The 20,444-nt window shown below is 52.2% G+C and carries 15 protein-coding genes and 1 pseudogene; 5 read left to right on the top strand and 11 right to left on the bottom strand.

Features of this window, described 5'->3' with window-relative positions; all coding sequences use genetic code 11:
- The 4 genes from F4Y39_23375 to F4Y39_23360 form a co-directional block, all read right to left on the bottom strand.
- Positions 1–1,326, bottom strand: coding sequence for an AAA family ATPase (locus F4Y39_23375; GenBank protein MYC16679.1), 1,326 nt, complete (start codon positions 1,324–1,326; stop codon positions 1–3).
- Positions 1,280–2,539, bottom strand: coding sequence for a sulfatase-like hydrolase/transferase (locus tag F4Y39_23370; GenBank protein ID MYC16678.1), 1,260 nt, complete (start codon positions 2,537–2,539; stop codon positions 1,280–1,282). Before F4Y39_23370 ends, F4Y39_23375 begins: the two co-directional genes overlap by 47 nt.
- 3 nt (positions 2,540–2,542) lie before the next feature.
- Positions 2,543–3,343, bottom strand: coding sequence for a phytanoyl-CoA dioxygenase family protein (locus F4Y39_23365; protein ID MYC16677.1), 801 nt, complete (start codon positions 3,341–3,343; stop codon positions 2,543–2,545).
- 162 nt (positions 3,344–3,505) lie between these two features.
- On the bottom strand, positions 3,506–4,750 hold the full coding sequence (locus tag F4Y39_23360; GenBank protein MYC16676.1) for a DUF2088 domain-containing protein: 1,245 nt from the start codon (positions 4,748–4,750) through the stop codon (positions 3,506–3,508).
- A 218-nt stretch (positions 4,751–4,968) separates the two neighbouring features.
- On the opposite strand from F4Y39_23360, the gene F4Y39_23355 reads away from it, so the two are divergent.
- A complete protein-coding gene (locus F4Y39_23355; GenBank protein ID MYC16675.1) occupies positions 4,969–7,395 on the top strand; it encodes an FtsX-like permease family protein in 2,427 nt (808 codons plus the stop codon).
- A gap of 64 nt (positions 7,396–7,459) precedes the next feature.
- Here the strand turns inward: F4Y39_23355 and glgB are convergent, their stop codons facing one another.
- Positions 7,460–9,340: a 1,4-alpha-glucan branching protein GlgB gene (glgB, locus tag F4Y39_23350; GenBank protein MYC16674.1), complete on the bottom strand. Its 1,881-nt coding sequence runs from the start codon at positions 9,338–9,340 to the stop codon at positions 7,460–7,462.
- Positions 9,341–10,339 (bottom strand): dihydrodipicolinate reductase, encoded by a 999-nt coding sequence (locus tag F4Y39_23345; protein ID MYC16673.1) that lies wholly within the window; start codon positions 10,337–10,339, stop codon positions 9,341–9,343.
- 245 nt (positions 10,340–10,584) lie between these two features.
- Here F4Y39_23345 and F4Y39_23340 point away from each other — a divergent pair, with 245 nt between their 5' ends.
- Both F4Y39_23340 and F4Y39_23335 read left to right on the top strand, forming a co-directional pair.
- Positions 10,585–11,148 carry a hypothetical protein gene (locus F4Y39_23340; protein ID MYC16672.1) on the top strand — a complete coding sequence of 188 codons (564 nt, stop codon included), beginning with the start codon at positions 10,585–10,587 and terminating at the stop codon, positions 11,146–11,148.
- Positions 11,149–11,164: 16 nt separating this feature from the next.
- Positions 11,165–12,358 carry a pyridoxal phosphate-dependent aminotransferase gene (locus F4Y39_23335; protein MYC16671.1) on the top strand — a complete coding sequence of 398 codons (1,194 nt, stop codon included), beginning with the start codon at positions 11,165–11,167 and terminating at the stop codon, positions 12,356–12,358.
- Here the strand turns inward: F4Y39_23335 and F4Y39_23330 are convergent.
- Both F4Y39_23330 and F4Y39_23325 read right to left on the bottom strand, forming a co-directional pair.
- A complete protein-coding gene (locus tag F4Y39_23330; protein ID MYC16670.1) occupies positions 12,333–12,902 on the bottom strand; it encodes an HAD-IA family hydrolase in 570 nt (189 codons plus the stop codon). The two genes, F4Y39_23335 and F4Y39_23330, sit on opposite strands and share 26 nt — an antisense overlap.
- A 7-nt stretch (positions 12,903–12,909) precedes the next feature.
- Positions 12,910–13,263, bottom strand: coding sequence for a cupin domain-containing protein (locus tag F4Y39_23325; GenBank protein MYC16669.1), 354 nt, complete (start codon positions 13,261–13,263; stop codon positions 12,910–12,912).
- A gap of 95 nt (positions 13,264–13,358) precedes the next feature.
- Between F4Y39_23325 and F4Y39_23320 the strand changes: the two genes are divergently transcribed.
- Complete coding sequence (locus tag F4Y39_23320) at positions 13,359–13,697, top strand: P-II family nitrogen regulator (protein ID MYC16668.1); 339 nt, start codon at positions 13,359–13,361, stop codon at positions 13,695–13,697.
- Between the two features lie 13 nt (positions 13,698–13,710).
- The gene (glnE, locus tag F4Y39_23315) at positions 13,711–16,782 is read left to right on the top strand and encodes a bifunctional [glutamate--ammonia ligase]-adenylyl-L-tyrosine phosphorylase/[glutamate--ammonia-ligase] adenylyltransferase (protein MYC16667.1); all 3,072 of its coding nucleotides are present in this window, start codon (positions 13,711–13,713) and stop codon (positions 16,780–16,782) included.
- A 61-nt stretch (positions 16,783–16,843) separates the two neighbouring features.
- Here glnE and F4Y39_23310 read toward each other — a convergent pair whose 3' ends face one another.
- The 3 genes and pseudogenes from F4Y39_23310 to F4Y39_23300 all read right to left on the bottom strand — a co-directional run bounded on the left by F4Y39_23310 (position 16,844) and on the right by F4Y39_23300 (position 20,081).
- The gene (locus tag F4Y39_23310; GenBank protein MYC16666.1) at positions 16,844–17,821 is read right to left on the bottom strand and encodes a hypothetical protein; all 978 of its coding nucleotides are present in this window, start codon (positions 17,819–17,821) and stop codon (positions 16,844–16,846) included.
- Positions 17,805–19,094: pseudogene (locus F4Y39_23305) on the bottom strand (DUF362 domain-containing protein). The gene F4Y39_23310 and the pseudogene F4Y39_23305 overlap by 17 nt, the downstream one beginning before the upstream one ends.
- Before the next feature lie 12 nt (positions 19,095–19,106).
- The gene (locus F4Y39_23300) at positions 19,107–20,081 is read right to left on the bottom strand and encodes an alpha/beta hydrolase (GenBank protein ID MYC16665.1); all 975 of its coding nucleotides are present in this window, start codon (positions 20,079–20,081) and stop codon (positions 19,107–19,109) included.
- Between the last annotated feature and the right edge of the window lie 363 nt (positions 20,082–20,444).

Raw genomic sequence — 20,444 nt, 5'->3', positions numbered from 1 at the left:
CTACCTCATCTCAATATCAATGCGTTGCTTTGCAGCGGCTTTGATATTGCGTTCCGAATACTCAACCGCACGAAGGGTTCCATTCTCTCGCTCAAGGCGCACGAGCGCACCATCAATATCCTCGCAGTCGGTCATCGCTTGTGCAAAGCCGCGCAGACAGTCAAAGCTGTGCGTTGTCGCCAAAACCTGTACGTTGTTTGCCTCTGCGGTCTCGAATACCATGCGCCAGTAATCGCGCTGTACGGAATGGTGAATGCCATTTTCCGCTTCATCGATGAGCAAGAAACCGTCGCGGCTATTGGTCAGTGCCAGAGCGACGCCAGATAGGTGCAGTGCCCCATCGCCAAGACTTTGCAAAGGGACTGGACGGGCTTGACCTCGGAGTCTTGCTACCACCCGCTGGACATATTCTTTTCCAGATGATATTTCATCTCGGCGCACCGCGACGCGCTCCAGATCGTTGCCGAAGATCAGTCTCAGGGCTTGCACCGCTCGGTCCTCATCTTCTGTTAGCGCAATGGCATTCCAGGATCGTACAATTTCTTCGTCGCTCAACAGGCCCGGTCCCAAAAATTGACATCCTATTGGAGACGACCATTTAGCTTCGTCCAATAACCTCTCTAAGTATAAGCACGCGCTAACGCTATAACGTTCTACGGTTCTGGCCGCATCCGATCCCTGGATAGGTAGTATCCAGGGAAGTATCTGTTCTGTGTCTTGAAAGACGACACGGAATACTTGCGTGTAGCCTCTTGCAACAGACCGAGATAGATATTTTTCGATTTGATAAGCCTGCCTTTCGATCGGCAAACTCTCCTCTATCCTGAGTTGGTCTGTGTCGTTTTTCGGGCCAATTTCGATGCGGGCACATTCCGACACATCGCGTCCGTGAAATAGGGCAGGAAAATCGGGTACAAATCTTCTTTGATCGTTGACATCCGAGAGGGTAGCGATAGAGACTTCTTGGCAGCTTGTTAATAGTTGAGACAGAATATCATAATGACCACGTGCCGCATAAATCTGGATGGCATCTAAGACGGTCGTTTTGCCGACGCTATTCTTTCCGGCGATCAGGGTTACGCGGCCCAACCGATCAATGGTAAGCTCGTCAATCCCCCGAAATCCCTTTATCGATAGGCTCGGAAGGCGCAGCCGGTTGCCGAGTCGTTCTTGGGACATAGCGTTATTACCTCTTTTTGCAGGGCGAAAATTTTGAGATAGTGAAATATAACGCTGACTCTCGCAATAAGTCAATACGCCATCTACACCGCGACCACTGTCACTGTATCGCTTTTGCATCGTGTTCAGGTTGAGGCGTTGCGCCATCGGCTACGTCTCGTTTCCAGGCATCGATTGCATGGCACATTTGCTGGACGCGGTCGGGTTGTTGCGATGCGAGGTCGTTGCTTTCCGATATGTCCTGGGATAGGTCGAAGAGATGCGGCGTGCCTTTGTCGATTACGAGTTTGTACTTGTCGTCGCGCATGGCAAGACCATTCCAGAATAATTGTCGGGCATCCGGTTCATTTTCGCCCAGGAGGGTGGATTTGAGGCTGATGCCATCAAAGTGATTGTCGGGCGCGGATGTTTGAGCGAGGTCGCACATGGTGGGAAAGAGGTCGATGCTGATGGCGAGTTGGTCGGTGACGCTGTTGGGGGCAATTGTTCCGGGCCACCATGCAATGGCGGGGACGCGGTGGCCGCCTTCCCATACGGTGCCTTTGTTCCCGCGCAACGGAGCGTTGGATTCGGGGTTTTGACGGGTGCCGCCGTTGTCGGAAAAGAAGAAGACGAGGGTGTTTTCCTCAATGCCGAGTTCTCGGACTGTGCCCATGATTTCGGCCAGGCTATCGTCCATGGCTTTCATCATCTGGCAATAGGTTTCTCGGGGGTCGTCGGGATGAAAGTCCGCTTTTTCAGGGCCGCGAATGGCGGGGTCGTCAGGTCCCTGCAATGGGGTGTGTACGGCTTCGTGTGCAACGTAGAGGCAAAAGGGCGTGTCTTTGTGGTCTTTGATGAATTGTACGGAATGCTGGGTGATGAGGTGTGTGGTATAGCCTTCTTCTTCGATGTGTTCGAGGCCCTCCCACCAGTCGTACACTTCCATGCGGTCGTAGTGCGAGATGTAGTCGATGTTGCCGCTTACATATCCGCGAAAGCGATCAAAGTCGTGGTGTATGGGATTGAATTTTTTGTCGTACCCGAGGTGCCATTTGCCAAAGATGGCAGAGGTGTAGCCAGCTTGTTTGAGTAGTTTGGGAAAGGTGATTTCAGAGGGGTACAATCCCACATAGTGGTCGGCGCTGTTGGGATCGGCACCGATCACTTTGGGCACGCCTGCGCGCTGTTGATAGCGTCCGGTGAGTAGTCCGGCGCGCGTGGGGCTGCAAACCGCGCCGCTGGAGTGAAAGTCGGTGAATTTAAGCCCTTCGCGGGCCATTTTTTCCATTGCGGGCGTGTGGATCCAGCCCCCGTACGCACTGGAATCACCATAGCCCATGTCGTCGGCGAGTACGATGATGATGTTGGGTTTGTTCATACTTTAATTCACGTCATTCATTCTAAAGCCGGACACAATGGTGCTGTCTTTGCGTTCCAAAATGTTGTTGGGGTCGATGCGATAGGGGTCGTCTTCTGCGCGGCCCACGGGTTGCATTTGGGTGCTGTGGTAGCCGAAGCGAACGGATTTTCGCCATTCGTCGGTGCGGTTGCAATCGGACCAGTGAATGATCTGATAGCTAAAGAAGATGACGTCTCCGGCTTTTGCCGGGATCAGGATGGAGTCGATTTTGTCGGGGTGGTAATCGTCTGGCGGCAGATGAGGAGAGGTGTCTGGACCCAGGACGTGGACGAGCGGACCTTTTTTATGGCTGCCGGGTACCACGCGCAAGCACCCGCTTTCTATTGGGGTGTCGTCCAGGTGAAGCAAGCAATCGACAAAGTCGGGGCCGTCGTGCGGATAAAAGGGATAGTCCTGGTGCATGGGAAAAGGCGTGCCGAGTTCTGGCGGTTTGGCATGGAGGACGGTGTGGTGCCACTGTACTGTGTCGCGGATCAGGTCTTCCACGCAGCCGACGAGTCGTTCGTTAAAGATGGCGCGCCCCCAGGTTGCGGAGTAGAATTGGGGATTGTGCATGAAGACGGCTTTGGTGTTGAGGCGTTCGTCTTCGGGCAGGTATCGGTCGCGCCACGGTCCCCGCCAGCCAATGGTTTCATTGCCCCAATTTTCGATGATGCGCACCATTTCCGAGCCGAGTTCGGCGGTTTCTTCTGGGGTAAATAGCGCTTCGCATTTGAGGTATCCGTTTTCGTGGTAGAAGTCGATTTGTTCCTGTGTCAGCATGGCGTCCTCCAATATAATAACGCAAGAGAACAAGGGATTGGCAAGGATCTCCCCCGGTCCCTACGTCACCCCGTTCTCTTGCGTGATTTTTTTCATAATTGCATCGGCTCAATATAGCATGATAGGCGCGTTAAAAAAAGTAAAATTCTGCGTTTTTGATCCTTATTTTTCGGAAATTTGAATGGCCGCATTTGGAAAAACGGCGACGCGGGCATTATCGGGCAATTTTTCAATGAGTTGGTTGCGGAGTGTGTCCCAATCGCGGAAGAGAATGCCGTCGGGATTGCGTTTGTAAAATTCGTCAACCGGGAAGTTTTCAGACCACATCAGGGTCTGGTGCGGGCCTTCAATTTTGGGTTCGGGGAGTTCTTGCTGGGGCTGTTGGGATTGCTGTTTGCAAAACCGCGCGTAGTCTATTTCGTCGTACAGTCCGTGATGGCATATTCCATCGGTGGCGGGATTGATGGCGACTTTGTACGCGTTTTTGAAGAGCCGAAGCGGCCAGAGTGCTTTGGCGGTTTGTACGGGGTCGTAGTCGAGCGGATAGGCGTTGGCTATGACGAGGTCAGGTTCTGTTTCGGGTGTCCGGGTTGCGTAGGTTTTTAGTGCGAATCGGGCGCCGGTGCGTTGCGCCTGGATGAAGTCGCCCACAAATACACCGGTGATCTGGCGTTTGCGGTTGAGTGTTACGTTGACGACGGCATCGAGGCCCAGGACTTTGGCGACTGCTTCGGCGGCGTCTCGATGGTCGGGTTCGTCGCCCTGTCGTTCAATATTGGCGTGTCCCCGATTTGCGTAAAAGGTGTGAAAGTAGAACATGGTGGCAAAGCCCGAGACGCCTGGCAAGATGAGTTTGGCACCGCCGCCAAATCCCACGTTGGCGTGGGGATAGATGCCGCCAACGCAGAGCTTGAGGTCGGCATCTGCGACAACTCTGTCGATGTAAATGGGTAGGCCGCTGTCCAGGCTGCCCAGGGCGCGCAGGTCTCCGCCCATGAAATAGTGATTCGTGACTTGATATGCGCGGGCGATATCAGCGCCCACTTTTTTGTCGATTTCTTCCGCGTCGATTGGACGGTGAGATCCCCCACCTACGACAAAGCGGATTTGGTTTTTAGGGATGCTGGCTGTTTCGAGTTCTTTGAGGACATAGGGGATGAGTTCGGCAGCGGGTGTGGGACGGCTCAGGTCATCTACGATGATTGCGGCGCTGTTTTTTCCTCTGGCGAGTTCTGATATCCGTGGTGTGCCGATGGGGTTGTCAAAGGCGGTCTGGATCTGGTCTGCGGTGACTTGAGGACATTCCTGTGGACCAAAGGTTTCGACTGTCCAGCCTTCGGGAAAGGTGAGGGTGAGGGCTTCATCACCCGCCCATGCACGGGTGTGTATTGTGGCGGTGTTGTTCATCGCGGCCTCTTTTGTTTTTGTGCGGTTAGATTGGAGTCTCGTCAGGTTGAAGCACAGTATAAAACACAGCCTTTGAGTACACAAGGACTTTGCGGTAAAAAAAGTTGGATTGCAGCCCGAGATTGGTCTGGATGAGAAGATTTTTTAGAAACCTTAGAAAAAACATCTTGTCTAAGTCTATGTTGAAGAGGCTGATTCAATTTTAAAAAGGGGAGGCCATGTTAAGAAATTATCTGACCGTCGCTTTGCGCAATCTGTTTCGGCAAAAGGTTTACTCATTTGTCAATATAGCGGGATTGGCGATTGGTATAGCGACTTGTGTCTTGATTTTGAGTTTTGTCAGGTTTGAACTCAGTTATGATACGTATCATGAAAAGGCAGATCGGATTTACAGGGTTGCACATGAGCGAATAGCTGCAGATGGACAGGCTATGCCAACGGCGACTTCCCAGCAGCCATTGGCTCCTGCCTTACGAGTCGAATTTCCCGAGGTTGTCCAGACCGTCAAGTTCGGGCGTGGGTCATCTGTGATCTTTCATGAGAATAACCGCTTTCAAGAGCCGATCTTTTTTGGGGATGCATCGGTTTTTGATGTTTTTGATTTTCCCATGATTGAGGGAGACCGACATACGGCACTTCAGGCGCCGTATTCTGTGGTTCTTACTGAGAAGGCGGCACGCAAGTATTTCGGTACAAAAGATCCTATGGGTCAGGTTCTCACATTTGTAACGCCGGTCGTGCAGCAGCATTACACAGTGACCGGGATTATACGGGAAATTCCGCGCAATTCTCATTTTAGATTCGAAATTCTGGCTTCATATGAGAGTTTACATGAGAGCGGGACAGGTGCTATTCTGAAGAATTGGTTGTCAAATCCGGTGCTTTATACCTATGTGCTTCTTCCGAAGGGATATTCGCCCCAAGAGCTTGAGGATAAGTTCCCCGCGTTTGTGAAAAAATACATGGGGGAGGCACTGGCAGCGCGCGGAATGGGTGTGAGATTTTTCTTGCAGCCTATTACGAGAATCCATCTCTACTCGCATTTGAGTCACGAGATCGAGCCGAATAGCGATATTGTTCACGTCTATATCTTCGCCGCACTCGCCTGTTTCGTGCTTTTGATCGCCTGTATCAATTTTATGAATCTTTCGACGGCGCGCTCTGCCGCGCGTGCGAAGGAGGTGGGTATAAGAAAGGTTGTAGGAGCCTATCGCTTGCAATTGATTCGGCAATTTATAGGTGAGTCTGCACTGCTGGCATTTATTGCGCTTTTGTTTGCGGTCTCTCTTGTCGAACTTTCTCTGCCTTTTTTTAATCGTTTGATCGGTCAACAATTGGTCGTTGAATACACCAGTATCTCTGCGATACTGGGTTTGGCTGGTGTCGCGCTTGTTACGGGTATTGTTGCCGGGAGTTATCCGGCGTTTTTTCTCTCTGCATTTCAACCTGTGACGGTGTTAAAGGGGGCGCGGCATGCGGGTTTGCAGACTTCGCGTATCAGGCAACTGCTCGTGGTTGTCCAATTTGCTATTTCAATCGCGCTGATCACAGGGACAAGCGTTATTTACGCGCAAATGGCGTATGTGAAAGATAAGGATCTGGGGTTTGAAAGGGCGAACGTTATTTCTATGCCGCTTTTCAGCAGACAGCGAGGTCTCCGTGCAAAATACGAGTCAATTAAGGCCGACTTTTTACAGAGTCCCGATCTCCTGAGTTGCACGCTATCATCTCATGTACCTGTGCCAACGCGATCAACGGTATTTCCACTTATCAGACGGTCGGTGCATCCGGAAGGTGTCCAGGGTGAAATGCAGGTGCCGGGCTATGCGGTTGATCACGATTTTATAAAAACTCTTGGAATCGAGATAATTGAGGGAAGGGATTTTTCTAAAGATTTCACGACCGACGAATCTGAAGCGGTTGTTGTAAACGAAACAGCGGTTGTGCATTTTGGCTGGAGTTCGCCCAAAGAGGCTATTGGTAAGGAATTGGTGCTGATATTTCGGGATAGCCGACCTCGTACTGTCATAGGCGTGGTGAAGGATTTTCACGTTCAATCTCTTTATCAGCAGATTGAACCGATGTTTTTGCATATTTTGCCGAGTGGCGGTAATTATCTTTTGGTCAGGGTCCGTCCCAATCGGAGTTCGGATGCGCTGAATTTTTTGAAGGAGAAGTGGGAGACTTATGTTCCGTATTCTCCATTTGAATACGCTTTTTTAGACGATTATTTTGAACGCCAGTATCGCGCAGATGAACAGCGCGGCAAGATGCTTGGCGGTTTGACGGCGCTGGCTATTTGTATCGCGTGTCTTGGTCTGTTTGGTCTGGCCTCTTATATAGCGGAACAGCGCACGAAAGAGGTGGGGATTCGGAAGGTGTTGGGGGCATCAGTCGCGAATATTGTGCTGCTGTTTACAAAGGATTTTGTAAAGCCCGTTATTCTGGCAAATCTCCTTGCCTGGCCTGTCGCTTATTACGCGATGAGCGGTTGGCTCCACAACTTCGCCTATCGCATTGACCTGAGTATCGGGTTTTTCATTTTGAGTGGGATGCTGACGCTAATCATTGCTCTGCTGACGGTGGGTTGGCAGGCAGTTAGAACTGCGGGTGCTAATCTCGTGGATTCCCTGCGGAGTGAGTAAAAACAGGGCGATATAAAATGTTTGGGACTTGATCTTTGAAGGTCAGGTCCCATTTTTTTGCTTTTTACTCGGGTTTGAACATGACAGCGGCGAGTGGGGGGAGGGTGATTTGCAGGGATTGCGGATGTCCGTGACTTGCGATGGGTTCGGTGTGGACGGTGCCGAGGTTGCCCATGTTGCTGCCGCCGTAGCGTTCTGAGTCGCTGTTGATGAGTTCGCGGTAGGTGCCCGGGGTGGGTACGCCTATGCGGTAGTTTTCCCTTGGGACGGGGGTAAAGTTGCAGGCAAAGATCAGAGGGGTATCGTGTGATCGCGCGCGGCGCAGGAAGGATAGGACGCTGTTGGAGGCGTCGTGGAGCGAGATCCATTCAAAGCCTTCGGGTTCAAAATCCCGTTCGTAGAGTGCTGGTTCTCCCCGGTAGAGGGTGTTGAGGTCTCTTACAAAGCGCTTCAGGTCCGCGTGGTCGGGTTCTGCGAGGAGGTGCCAGTGGACGCTTTCCTGTGAGTTCCACTCTTGCCATTGGCCGAGTTCGCTGCCCATAAAGAGCAACTTTTTGCCGGGATGGGCGTATTGAAAAGCATAAAAGGCGCGCAGATTGGCAAATTTTTGCCAGCGGTCGCCGGGCATTTTGTCGATGAGGGCGCGTTTGCCGTGAACTACTTCGTCGTGGGAGAGTACGAGGATAAAGTTTTCGTGGAAGGCATAGACGAGGCCAAAGGTGAGGTTGTCGTGATGGTATTTGCGGTGGATGGGTTCTTTGGAGATGTAGGACAGGGTGTCGTTCATCCAGCCCATGTTCCATTTGAATCCAAATCCGAGGCCACCCAGATAAACGGGGCGAGAGACGCCGGGCCAGGAGGTCGATTCTTCGGCGATCATCAAGACGCCCGGGAATTTTTCGTGGATGAGGGTGTTGAGCTGGTGCATAAAGGCGATGGCGTCTAAATTTTCTCTGCCGCCATATTGGTTGGGGATCCATTCGCGTTCTTTGCGCGAGTAATCGAGGTAGAGCATGGATGCAACGGCATCGACGCGCAAGCCATCGATGTGATATTTTTCGATCCAGAAGAGGGCATTGGCGATCAGAAAATTGCGTACTTCATTGCGTCCGTAGTTGAAGATTAAGGTGTCCCAATCGGGGTGTGTGCCTTGCCGGGGATCGGCGTGTTCGTACAGGGCTGAGCCGTCGAATTGTGCGAGTCCATGTGCGTCTGTTGGGAAGTGTGCGGGTACCCAGTCGAGGATGACGCCTATGTCGTGGATGTGGCAATGGTTGACGAGGTATTTGAAATCGTCTGGCGTGCCAAAACGGCTGGTTGGCGCGTAATAGCCCGTGATCTGATATCCCCAGGATTCGTCTAAGGGGTGTTCCATGATGGGGAGGAGTTCGATGTGGGTGTAGCCCATTTCGAGGACGTATTCGACGAGTTCATGCGCGAGTTCGCGATAGGTGAGCGGTCGGTTGTTTTCGTGCGGGTTGCGCCGCCATGATCCGAGGTGTACTTCGTATATGGCGATTGGGTCTGTGTATGGGTCTCTTTGCTGGCGGGTTTGTAGCCATTCGGCATCGGTCCACAGGGCGTCGTCGGGCTGGTACACGACAGAGGCTGTGCGCGGGCGGTGTTCCATACAGAAGGCATAGGGGTCGCTTTTGGTGAAGATATCGCCGTTTTGGGTTTTGATTTCGTATTTGTAGAGGGTGCCGGGCGTCAGGTCGGGGATGAGTAGTTCCCATATACCCGTGCTGCCTCTGTTTTGCATGGGGTGCTGGCATCCATTCCAGGCGTTGAAGTCGCCAACCACGCTTACGCGCTGAGCATTGGGCGCCCACACGGCAAAATGTACGCCTTTTTCTGTGGGGTGTGCGCCGAGGCAATCGTAGATGTGATGGTGATTGCCTTCGCTGTGCAGGTGCAGGTCAAAGTCGCTTAGAACAGGTGGCATTTATCCCTCGGGGATTTCCTGGGCGCAGGAGAGTGGGGGGATGTCGATCATGGTGCGCAGTCCGGGTGCGGCAGATGCGACTATTGGGATAGCATTGGCGATGACTGCACAGGTGGCGATGTCGCCGTTGATGCCGCCGGGTATGATGAGGTCGTAAGCGGGCGTGCCATTGATCTGGATGTGCTCCTGGGATTCGATGGATTCGCCATTGTGTATTAGTTGTCCGACGGCGGCTTTGAAGATGAGGGTGAGGACTTCCCGTCCGTTGTGGTATCCCCGTCCCGTTTGCAGTACGCCTGCACAATGTCCCGGTTCTGCGAGAACGGGTTCTACGATGTCTTCGGTGTGGTCGAGTTGCCATCCCAATCGCGCCGCGATCATGTGCATGGATTCGGTGAGGCCGACGTGTCGGATTTTTTGTTGGGCGACGAGGTTTTGAAATTCTTCAACGGTGAGTCCCGCTCCTATTTTTTGCTGAAAGGGGAGGCGGCGCGCAGAGGCGTCCTGGGTGCGTTCTATGCGAATGGATTGCACGGTGTGACACACGCCGGTGGCCGCTGTGGGCAAGAAGTCCATGAGAAAGCCGGGGTTGATGCCGGTTCCGAGGACTGAGACGTCGCGTTCTTTTGCCCAGGTGTCGATGGTTGCGGATAATTCGGGTTGTGTTGTCCAGGGATAAGACAGTTCTTCGCAGGTTGAGACGATGTTGACACCCTGGTCGATAATTTCTTTTAATGTGGGGGCGATGCGCTGGAGTTCTGATACGGTTGTCACTACGGCGAGGTCTGCGTCGGCCAATCCCCTGTCGAGATCATCGGTGATGGCTATGCCGAGGGGGCGGGCGCATTGGCTCACTTCGCCCAAGTCGCGATTTGTTTTGGATGGGTCAATGTCAATGGCACTGACGATTTCAATGCCCGATCGTTTTACCAGATAAGGGGTGAGCATCTGGCCGAGTGGCCCAAGGCCGATTTGTGCGATGCGTATTGGAGAGTGCATGGTAGTTTCCAGTGAACAATGGATAGTAAGTGCGGAATGGAGTAAAGATAAAGTGGAGAGTTCAAAGGGTAAAGGGTAAAGTAGTGGTGTACTCCGTATGTGTACTTGCGTGGAAAGGTATTTCACATTAATTTGAGTGCTCTTTGATACTTCGATAAAGCGTTGCAATAAATGTCCCCTGAATGAAAATTAAAACGCGAATTGGGGGCGGGGACAATTTTTAATTCTCAATTGATAGGTGGATTATGAGTGATGAATTGATTGATGCTTTTGTTGAGAAGTACGCGTCTTTGTCCGGGGTGGCGCATGTGGCTGAGGATGCTGATGCGGTTGCGCCCATTGTGGTCAGTGTGCTCAGGGAGGTGGGTTGTGAGCGGGTTGTGTTTGCCGAGTTGCCCGATGGGTTGGACGATGCTGTTGAACGCGCGTGTGTGGATGCGGGGATTGATGTGCGCGTGCCGCCTTTTGACAGTTCTGAATTGCCCCACGCGATTGACGCTGTCGAGGCGGGAGTGTCCTGGGCGGTTTTTGCTGTGGCTGAGTCGGGAAGTCTCGTCGAGTTTGCTCTGGATGATGCCGTGCGTCTTGTTTCGACTTTGCCCCGCGTACATATCGGTATTTTTAGGGCGAGTACGTTGCTGGAGAATTTGAGGGATGCGGCTGAGCCGTTGCGCCAGTTTTATCTGGATCATCCCGAAAATGCAACGGCGACTTTTATTTCTGGACCGAGCCGAACTGCAGATATTGAAATGCGGCTGACGCTGGGGGTTCACGGTCCCGAAGTTGCACACGCAATTGTTATCAAGTAAGGCGTGAGGTGAGATGATGAATATTGCAAATCGCATGTCGCTGTTGGGTACAGAGTCTGCTTTTGAGGTGCTGGTAAAGGCGCGCGCGCTGGAGGCGATGGGGCACGATGTGGTGCATTTGGAAATTGGCGAGCCGGATTTTGATACGCCCGCGCATATTGTCGAGGCGGGGCAAAGAGCGCTGTCAGATGGGTTTACGCATTACGGTCCGCCCGTGGGATTGCCCGAGTTGCGCGAGGCAATAGCGGAAGAGATTTCGACAACGCGGCAGATTGACGTGCATCCCGACCAGGTGGTGGTGACACCCGGTGCCAAGCCGATTATGTTTTATTCTATTCTCGCATTGGCAGAGCAGGGTGATGAGGTGATTTATCCGAATCCGGGTTTTCCGATTTACGAGTCGGTGATTCGCTTTGCAGGTGCGCAACCCGTGCCTGTGCCTTTGACGGAGGATCGCGGGTTTAGCCTGGATGCGGATCAATTGCGCGATCTGGTGACGGAGCGCACAAAGCTGATTATTCTAAATTCACCGCAAAATCCCACGGGCGGCGTGATTCCAGAAGGCGATTTGAAGGCGATTGCCGAGGTGGCGGTCGAGCACCAGATTCCCGTGTTGTCCGATGAGATTTATTCCCGGATGGTCTATGGCGATGCGTTTCACAGCATTTCGGCGTGTGAGGGTATTGCCGATTTGTTGATTATTCTCGATGGGTTTTCCAAGACGTATGCGATGACGGGCTGGCGCATTGGTTATGGGGTGATGCCGATAAATCTCGTGCCGCATTTTGACAGGCTGATGGTTAATAGCAATTCGTGTACGGCTGCGTTTACGCAAATGGCGGCTGTGGCTGCGTTGAAGGGTCCGCAGGATGCAGTTGGGGATATGATGGATGCGTTTCGCAAACGGCGTGCGATTATTGTTGAGGGTTTGAATGCGATTGAGGGGATTACATGCCCGATGCCCGAGGGGGCTTTTTACGCGTTTCCAAATATTATGGGATTGGGCAAGTCGTCTGCGGATGTCGCGGATATGATTTTGAATGAGGGACACGTAGCGTGTCTGGCGGGGTCGGACTTTGGGGAATACGGCGAGGGGTATTTGCGGTTTTCTTACGCGAATTCTGTGGAAAATATCGAAAAGGCTCTGGCGCGCATCCGATTGTGTGCAGAAAGGTTGGCGTCTGTTAAAGCCGATCCAGGAGCGGTATGATCGCAGGTAGTGACGCGACCTGGAGATCGTGCGTGAGGTCGGATGCGCCATCGGTGAAGTGAATACAGCGCACGCGGGCGGCGGCACTGGCCATTAGGTCGTAGCGGCTGTCGCCAATACTTATGGCTTCGTTTGGGGAAGTGTCGAGGGCCTGGAGTGTTTTGTGGATGAGGTAAGGGCTGGGCTTTATGGGACCGTCGTCTCGGCTGAGGGCGATGTCAAAGACGCGATTGAGTCGATTGATCACACGGTGCATGGCGGCGCCGTGGTTGTTGGTGACCAGGCCGAGTTTGTACTTGCGCGCTCGTAGTGCGTCGATTAGTTCTGTTGCACCAGCGCGAATGGCGGCGTGTTGTGCTGCCTCCCATTCTTTTTCGAGAAGGATGTCATTGGCCTGTTTGCGTTGTTTTGCGGGTAAGTTGTCGATGTGTTGGATGATGGTTTTTTCGGGGGGGCAATTGATTTTTGATCGCAATTCCGGCCAGTTGATGTACGATTCTGTGAGCGTACCGTCCATGTCGAAGATGATGGCGCGAATAGTCATTGTTCGCCTATTCGAGAAATACGGTTTGACGGTCGCCCGATGAAAAGGAGATGATTGCGCGCAGCGGCTCGTCGCCGTTGTTGATCGCGTGGTGGATCACGCCAGCGGGAACTCGAATGCTATCGCCCGGTTTGAGCTGATAGCTGTCGTCGCCGTACGTGTGTTCGCATGTTCCGGAGACGACGTAGAGGATTTCTTCGCAGTTGGGATGGTAATGCGGTGGATTCTGCTGTCCGGGTTGAATGACGGCCATGCCAAAGGTCTGTTTGGCATCGGGGTCAATGGCCTGGCCCATGAGCCAGTTGAGGGTGCCCCAGGGAAATTCTTCGGCTGTGGTTTCCGATAGTCTCGTAACAGGCATAGCGGTTCCTTTTTCGCGTATTGGTGGTGATTTTTGAATGGGCACAGGATATAGGTTTTTTTGTTCTGTGTCAACATTGCGTTTGGGAGGTTGTAATGAAAAAAATTGAGGCGTATATCAAGCCGTTTAAGCTGGATGAAGTAAAGGAAGCACTCACCGAATTGGGATTGGTGGGGATGTCAGTTGGCGAATACCGGGGGTTTGGCCGCCAGCGAGGGCATCGGGAGTTTTACAGAGGCAGCGAATATCACGTGGATTTTTTGCCAAAACTCAAAATTGAACTGGTGGTCGCTGACGATGAGTTGGAAAAGGCGATTGAAGCTATCCTGGAAGCTGCCACCACGGGCGAAGTCGGCGATGGGAAGATTTTTGTGAGTACTGTTGAACAAGCGATCCGCATTCGCACGCGAGAGACAGGAGAAGCGGCGTTATAGCTTGAGGTTCGTTATGGATATTTTTGATTTTGACACACCCGGCACAAAAGACGCGCTTGCACAGGCGGGATTTCGAGATGTTGAACGCGCGTTGCAAAATCTCGAAGAGTTGGCTGGCTCAGAGGCTGATGGTCAACTTCCCGATGATTTTTTTCAGGCGTTGGTCGATGCGCCCGACCCCGATATGGCGCTGCATAATTTTGTGCGCATCGCGCATCACGCGTCATTTTTGCACACGCTCAAAGAACAGCCCGAGTTGTGGCGCATGTTGTTGTGCGTTTTGGGTGGTAGCCCTTTTATGGCTGATATGCTGGTGCGCGACCCCGATACCTTTGACTGGTTGACAGGTGCTCCGGATCGCATTGCACAATCGTGTGATAAAGAACAATTGCTGGCGTCTTTTGAACGGGCTGTCGAGGCTGTGGATACGCGCGAAGACAAGCTCAATGCTGTTCGGCGGGTTGCGCGACGCGAGTTGTTGCGTATTGGCGTAGGCGATCTGGCCGGTGGGCGCGCCATTCAATATGTTGCGGCTGATTTGTCTATTTTGGCAGATGTGTGTTTGCAAAAGTTGATTGATATTTTGTTGCCCGACCTGCAAGTGCGTTATGGCATGCCGCGAAATGGCGATGGACAGCCTGTGGCGTTTGCGATTTTTGGGTTGGGCAAGTTGGGCGGTATGGAACTCAATTTTAGTTCGGATATCGATTTGATGTTTGTCTATAGCGCCGAGGGCAATACGGATGGTGAACGGTCTGTGACCAATCAGGAATTTTTCACCCGATTGTGTGAGCAAATTGTGCGTGCGGCAACAGAGGTGACGCCCGAGGGGTTTTTGTATCGCATGGATATGCGCCTGCGTCCCGATGGCGCGGCTGGCGCGCTCGTGATGCCCCTTGCCGGATATGAGGGCTACTATATGCGGCGGGGCGAGTTGTGGGAGCGGCAGATGCTGATCAAAGCCCGTTGTTGTGCCGGGTCTGAAGCCCTGGGGCAGCGATTTTTGAAGATGGTACAGCCCTTTGTTTATCCGCGCTATTTTGATACCAGCCCGGCAACGGAGATCAACCGCGTTAAGGCGCGTATAGAAGATCAGATTGGAAGCAAGGGGCAGCGCGAGACGCATTTGAAGTTGCGCTCGGGTGGTATCAGGGATATCGAGTTTATTGTGCAGTGTTTGCAATTGCTGGTGGGGCGCATACACGAGAATGCGAGGTCGGATAATACGCTCGAGGCTATCCGGCAGTTGCAGCGTGTATCTGCGCTGTCGGGTAAGGAAGCCGATCAGCTAAGGGATGCTTATGTATTTTTCAGGCGTTTGGAACACCGCTTGCAGATGATGCACAATCGCAGTGATTATTCGCTGCCCGAAGGAGAGGATGAACAGCGCATATTGGCGCGCACAATGGATATGGAATCTGCTGGGGCGTATCGCAAAATACTGGATGTCCATTTGAAGGCTGTACAGGAGGTGTATGCCCAGATCTTTACGGAGGCGCACGAGAGCGAGGGTCGTTCTATAGGCGCGCTGGTAAATATGGAAATAGGCGATGCAGAAGCCAGCGGGTTGTTAGAAGAGATTGGGTTTGATCGGCCGGGCGAGGCGCATCGCAATCTCATTTATCTGGCTTTTGGGCATGTGCCGCGGATTCGGGGCACGCGAGCGCGTCAGAGCTTTACAGAATTGGCACCGGCATTGATGCAGGCACTTCAGGAGTCCGCCGATCCCGATCAGGGGTTGAGCAATCTGGAGAGTCTGGTGTCTGCTTATGGCGCGGGCGATATGTTTTTCCGCATTTTGGCATCCAATCAGGGGTTTCGCCAACTGATGTTGTCACTGTGTGTGGGCAGCCAATTTCTGGTTCAGGTGATAAGGCGCAATCCCGGATTGCTCGATTGGCTGGTTCGCCCAGAGGTTTTGTATCTGGATCCGGAAGCAGAGGTTTTGCATCTCAGTCCGGGTGTGGACGCTTTGCGAGAACAGTTTCGCGCACAGGTTGAGCAGTATGGCGATACGTCCGAATTGGTGAGTGTTCTAAACAGGATAAAACATCGCGAGTTGCTGCGCTTTGGTACGCGCGATCTCGTGGGCTTGACCGATTCGTTTGAAACATTTGAGGCGCTGACGATGTTGGCCGATGTGGTTGTGCAGGTGGTTTATGAGGTGGTTTATGCGCGGTTAGTCGAAAAGCGCGGGGTACCGCGCAATCACAGCGGTGAGGAGGTCGGGTTTGTGGTGCTGGGTCTGGGCAAGATGGGTGGGGACGAATTGAGTTTCGGTTCGGATCTGGATATCGTATTTGTATATGGTGAAGATGGCGAAACAGATGGCGCAAGGCCGCAGGGGAATTTGCAATTTTTTATCGATCTGTCACAGCAGATGATCGCGATGCTGGAGCAGAATACCCCTCAGGGTAAGCTCTATCCGGTGGATCCGCGGTTGCGTCCCGAGGGGGCGAGCGGGCTTCTGGCACTGTCTCTGGAATCTTATAGTCGCTATTTGGAGACGCGCGCGTCAACGTGGGAGCGCATGGCATTGTCTCGCAGCCGGGTCGTCGCTGGCGATCCAGTTTTGGGAGAAAAGTTGCTGAATTTGTTTGAGCCTTTTATTGTGGGTAGCCGGTTTTCGGATGAGGAAGTTGCCACGATGCTGGATATTCGCAAGAAGATGGAGCGCAAAAATGGGCAAAGATCCCGTAAGGTGGTGAGTATTAAAACAGATGCGGGGGGGATTGTAGATATTGAGTTTATTGTACAAATTTTGCAGTTGAAGTTCGCCAAAGATCATCCGGAGTTGCGCAGTGCCAATACGCTTGAGGCACTGAGAAGATTGGTAGAGGGCGGATTTTTGGAGGTAGAAGATGCACAACGTCTCCAGCAAGCGTATGTGTTTTTGCGTACTGTAGAAAAAGTGATCAGGCGCCAGGACGAGCAGGCACGTACCCATTTGCCCACCGAAGACCGCGCGTTGGCAGCAGTGGCACGGGCGATGGGGTTTGATACGGCTGAGGTGTTTGAAGATGTTTTGAAGAACGATATGGCACAGACGCGGGCAATTTTTGAGCGGGTGATAGATATCGCGTAGGTGCAGGGTATGTTGTACGGATAGGAATGGCGGTCCCAGGAAATGGGATCGCCTTTATTTTTTAAAAATACGCGCGGAATTTGTTCACCAGGGGGTGGTCGGACAGGGGCTGGGATATATGACTTTTGTGTTGTGCCAGGCGGGTTTTGATATTTTGCCAGTGTGGCGTTGTCAGGCATATATGGGCTGCGAACAGGTGATAGATGAGGTGATGTGCATCGAGGCGCAGGAGGATGGTTTTGATCGGGGTCGAGTACAATTTTGATGCGAGATGTGCGTAGTATTGCGCAAACGATGGTGTGAGAAGTGCAATGATGCGACCGCGGGGATTGTGCGCGCCGAGCGATGTCGTGTATTGTACCAGGCGGCGTTCGGGCCAGTCATAGCCAATTTTGGCGAGTTCGAGAACTGTTGCTGTTTCTGGATTTGGACACGCGATGTTGCGGGCGTTGTAGTCGGTGGGACCGATTACTGGCGGTGCGTGGATGAGTTCGTTTACGAGGGTTTCCCAGGTTGATGGAAGATCTGAGGCATTTGGGTCGCGTACGAGTGATGGAAGCGTTTCTGTGAGTGATTGGGTGGTGCTATGCCACTGTTTTCGCAATTCATCCGCGCTACATCCGGGCGCAATGTGCGGGATGAATTTGGCGCTGTGTTTGCAAAAGGCTTTTTCAAGGGCGCAAAGGGTATTGATGACGCTGTGCGTGAATGGGCTGGGGTCAGTGGTCTGGCAGATGTCGTCGAGGGTGTGATTGCCGCACCATTCGTAGATGACCAGGTCGTGGTCGGTCGCTATGATGCGGGGGACCGGGGCGCCATTGGCGAGGAGATGGTTCGTGACTTTTTGTTCAACGGCGAGCAAGTGATATGGTTTGCCGCGGGTGAGCGATGCAAAGAGGTGGTGTTTTACAGCAAATACCGAGTGGTCAGTCGTGACTTTCCAGACTGTGTGCGCCCGAGTTTCAGAGAGCGGTTCGATTTTTGCAATGCGCTGTTCCGGCAATTTGTCGCGGAATAAGCGGTTAATGTTTTCGGTCATGGGTGTGCAGGGTGTTTTCTCTTTTGCGCGACTGGATGAATTCGGGGGCTTCGACAATACAATCGCGCAAGATGCCGAATGAATCCCTCAGGGCTTGCAGGTTCGTTTTTTTGAGTTTTGCAGAGGTGTCGCCTACGTCGGGAAAGCCCTGTGCGTTGGGGGTGAGGTGTTCCCAGTTGCGGAAGAGGCGGCCCCAGTCGCTGTTTAGTACATCTTGCATTTTATTTTTAGCATGAAAAGGATACCAGAAACTGTCGTGGTAGAGCACCGAAGCCATATAAGCCCAGGGTGCGAGGATGGTTTTGAGCGACCATTCGATGGGTTTTTTGAGGCTCCCCCAGTAGATCTTGTGCTGCATTTTAGAGGCAAAGGTCATTTTTTTGTACGGGCCAACAAAGTCCCAATTCTCTTCTGCGGCGTTCAAATCACCCGCAATTTCGATTTGGGAAGGATCTCCGCATCCCAGGCCCAGGTCGTGTGCCATGCGGATGTATTTGATTGAAAGTGGATCAAAGCCCATCATTTTGGCGGCGACTGCGTCAATGGCGACCTGGTCGGCACTGGCGAGGATGACGTTTTTGGTGTGGGGGATCATACAGCGCGGACCGGGGCCATCGCCTGCAAAGGTGCCGTCCATGACTGCAAAGACACCGCGGTGGATTTTCTTTTGAATCATGAGCAGATCGACGAGGGTTTCGTGTATGACGGGATGCGTCCAGTGGCGACGTTCGTTGAGCAGGCCGCCAAAGGCATTTTTCATGGCGCCTGTGGTGGTGGTAAAGACGTGGGTTTTGACGGTGGGGAAATGGATGATGTTTTCATTGATAAAGCGTTTGGGAATGTGAAAGCCTTTGGGATAGACTTCGTTCAGGCAGAGAAATTTTTCGGTGAGGTCGCCGACTGCATCGCGTACGTTGATCCATTCTTCGCCTTCGTAGAGATGTATATTTTTCAAGCCGTGTGCTTCGATGACGGGGAGGTGTTTGTTTTCTTTTTCGCCCAAACGCGCGTCGATGACCACGGTTCGGTTGTGGCAGCCGTGAATGAGGTCGGGATCGTAGCCATCCCGTTTCATGGCGCGAATAACACCGTCGAGTTGCCACGGTGTTGTGGAACATCCGGTGAAAAAGAAGTTCCTGGAAATATTGTTTTTGAGCGAGTTGTCGACCTCTTTGGCATTTATATTTTGTTAATCCGCATGATTGAGCAGGCGTTGGTAGTCTTCAAAAACGGTACGCGGCGATGTGCGGAGGACAGCGACTTTGCTTTGCATGGGTCTCTCGAGTTATCCAAGGTGTTTTTCAAATAATTGATACGCCTGTTCGCGCATGGCGTTGGGAAAATCGTGTTCGCAATCGGGGTGTTCGACAATCAGATTTTCTGTTGCATCGTAAAGTTCGTACACGCGCGAGGCTGCGTTGACAACGGCATCTACACTTTGCCATTTGAAATTGCTGTCGCGCAAAGGCGCGGCAATAAAACAGGGTCGGGGTGCCAATGCCGCGATTAAGTCGTGAAAATCAAAGGGTATATCCCACAGCCGATGGACGTAATTTTTCAATTTGGGCATATACCGATCCTGTGTCCATCCAGCGAGATTTCCGTCTTTGTAGTCTATGTAAGAATCCAGTCCACAACTCGATACCACAACGCCGATGCGCGGTTCAAAAACAGCGGTATAGACCGAGTTATGCCCGCCCAGAGAGTGCCCGATTGCTCCGACGGGTCCCCGCTTTACATACGGCAGTGTTTCCAGCAGATCAATCGCCCGGATATTGTCCCATATCGCCTTCATGGTTCCGCTTTCATAGCCCAGACCGAATATATCGGGCCAATATTCCGCGAGCATGGGATAGGACGGTGCGATGGTGACAAAGCCGCGTTCGGCCAATTCGCTGGCATAAGCCCGATTGGGGCGGTCGCCCAGTCCCACGACGGTTTTGTATCCCAATGTCGCATGCGTTGGGTGTGGACACAAGACGGCTGGACATTCATGACCATCCAACGCCTGTTTTGGGATTAATAGATACGCCCGTGCACGGTCGCCGGGTTCTGCGGCGTAGGTGATCATTCGCCTGATATACGTCCCGCAATCCACTTCTTCTGCGATATCCACAGCGAGGGGACATCGCTTCTCGTCTTCCGGTAAAGGACCCATTATTTTCTGCGTTGCTCGGAGTATTTTCGCGCGCTTTTCTTCCCACTCTGTTAGTGAAGTGAGCGGAATAATTTGACCGTTTTGATTGACGAGTTGATTCATTTTGCTTCCCATTCAGAACTTAAATAAAAAACTACATTTCGAAAAAAAATACCAAAAATAAGACATAAAGAGGTCAGATAAGACATAAGTGGAATCTTTTTTTGTTGCAGCGACAGAGAGATAGGTATTATCATTATTGTTGTATGAAAAAGCCGCCGACAAGACCGGGCAAGTCAACTGTCAGCGGCAGGTAAATATCTCAAGCTGAGAACTTGAGAAGGATGTAAAAAATAACAATCCGGAACGCGATTGTCAATGCGAATTAAAGTGCAAATAATGTTCAATTGAAAAGAGAAAAGTGAACCTTGTTTTCACATTTTAATTCGATATTCAGCCTGTCTTTTTCTCGATAATAATCTTTAT

The sequence above is a fragment of the Gemmatimonadota bacterium genome, assembly GCA_009838845.1.
GTDB lineage: Bacteria > Latescibacterota > UBA2968 > UBA2968 > UBA2968 > VXRD01.
Note: the sequence above shows the minus strand (reverse complement) of the source record. Positions and strands in the feature narration are given on the sequence as shown.

Coding starts and splice junctions, on each gene's coding strand:
- F4Y39_23300 (MYC16665.1), bottom strand. CDS start 20,081: ATGAATCAACTCGTCAATCAAAACGGTCAAATTATTCCGCTCACTTCA.
- glgB (MYC16674.1), bottom strand. CDS start 9,340: ATGCCACCTGTTCTAAGCGACTTTGACCTGCACCTGCACAGCGAAGGC.
- F4Y39_23365 (MYC16677.1), bottom strand. CDS start 3,343: ATGCTGACACAGGAACAAATCGACTTCTACCACGAAAACGGATACCTC.
- F4Y39_23360 (MYC16676.1), bottom strand. CDS start 4,750: ATGAACAACACCGCCACAATACACACCCGTGCATGGGCGGGTGATGAA.
- F4Y39_23375 (MYC16679.1), bottom strand. CDS start 1,326: ATGGCGCAACGCCTCAACCTGAACACGATGCAAAAGCGATACAGTGAC.
- F4Y39_23370 (MYC16678.1), bottom strand. CDS start 2,539: ATGAACAAACCCAACATCATCATCGTACTCGCCGACGACATGGGCTAT.
- F4Y39_23345 (MYC16673.1), bottom strand. CDS start 10,339: ATGCACTCTCCAATACGCATCGCACAAATCGGCCTTGGGCCACTCGGC.
- glnE (MYC16667.1), top strand. CDS start 13,711: ATGGATATTTTTGATTTTGACACACCCGGCACAAAAGACGCGCTTGCA.
- F4Y39_23325 (MYC16669.1), bottom strand. CDS start 13,263: ATGCCTGTTACGAGACTATCGGAAACCACAGCCGAAGAATTTCCCTGG.
- F4Y39_23330 (MYC16670.1), bottom strand. CDS start 12,902: ATGACTATTCGCGCCATCATCTTCGACATGGACGGTACGCTCACAGAA.
- F4Y39_23320 (MYC16668.1), top strand. CDS start 13,359: ATGAAAAAAATTGAGGCGTATATCAAGCCGTTTAAGCTGGATGAAGTA.
- F4Y39_23340 (MYC16672.1), top strand. CDS start 10,585: ATGAGTGATGAATTGATTGATGCTTTTGTTGAGAAGTACGCGTCTTTG.
- F4Y39_23335 (MYC16671.1), top strand. CDS start 11,165: ATGAATATTGCAAATCGCATGTCGCTGTTGGGTACAGAGTCTGCTTTT.
- F4Y39_23355 (MYC16675.1), top strand. CDS start 4,969: ATGTTAAGAAATTATCTGACCGTCGCTTTGCGCAATCTGTTTCGGCAA.
- F4Y39_23310 (MYC16666.1), bottom strand. CDS start 17,821: ATGACCGAAAACATTAACCGCTTATTCCGCGACAAATTGCCGGAACAG.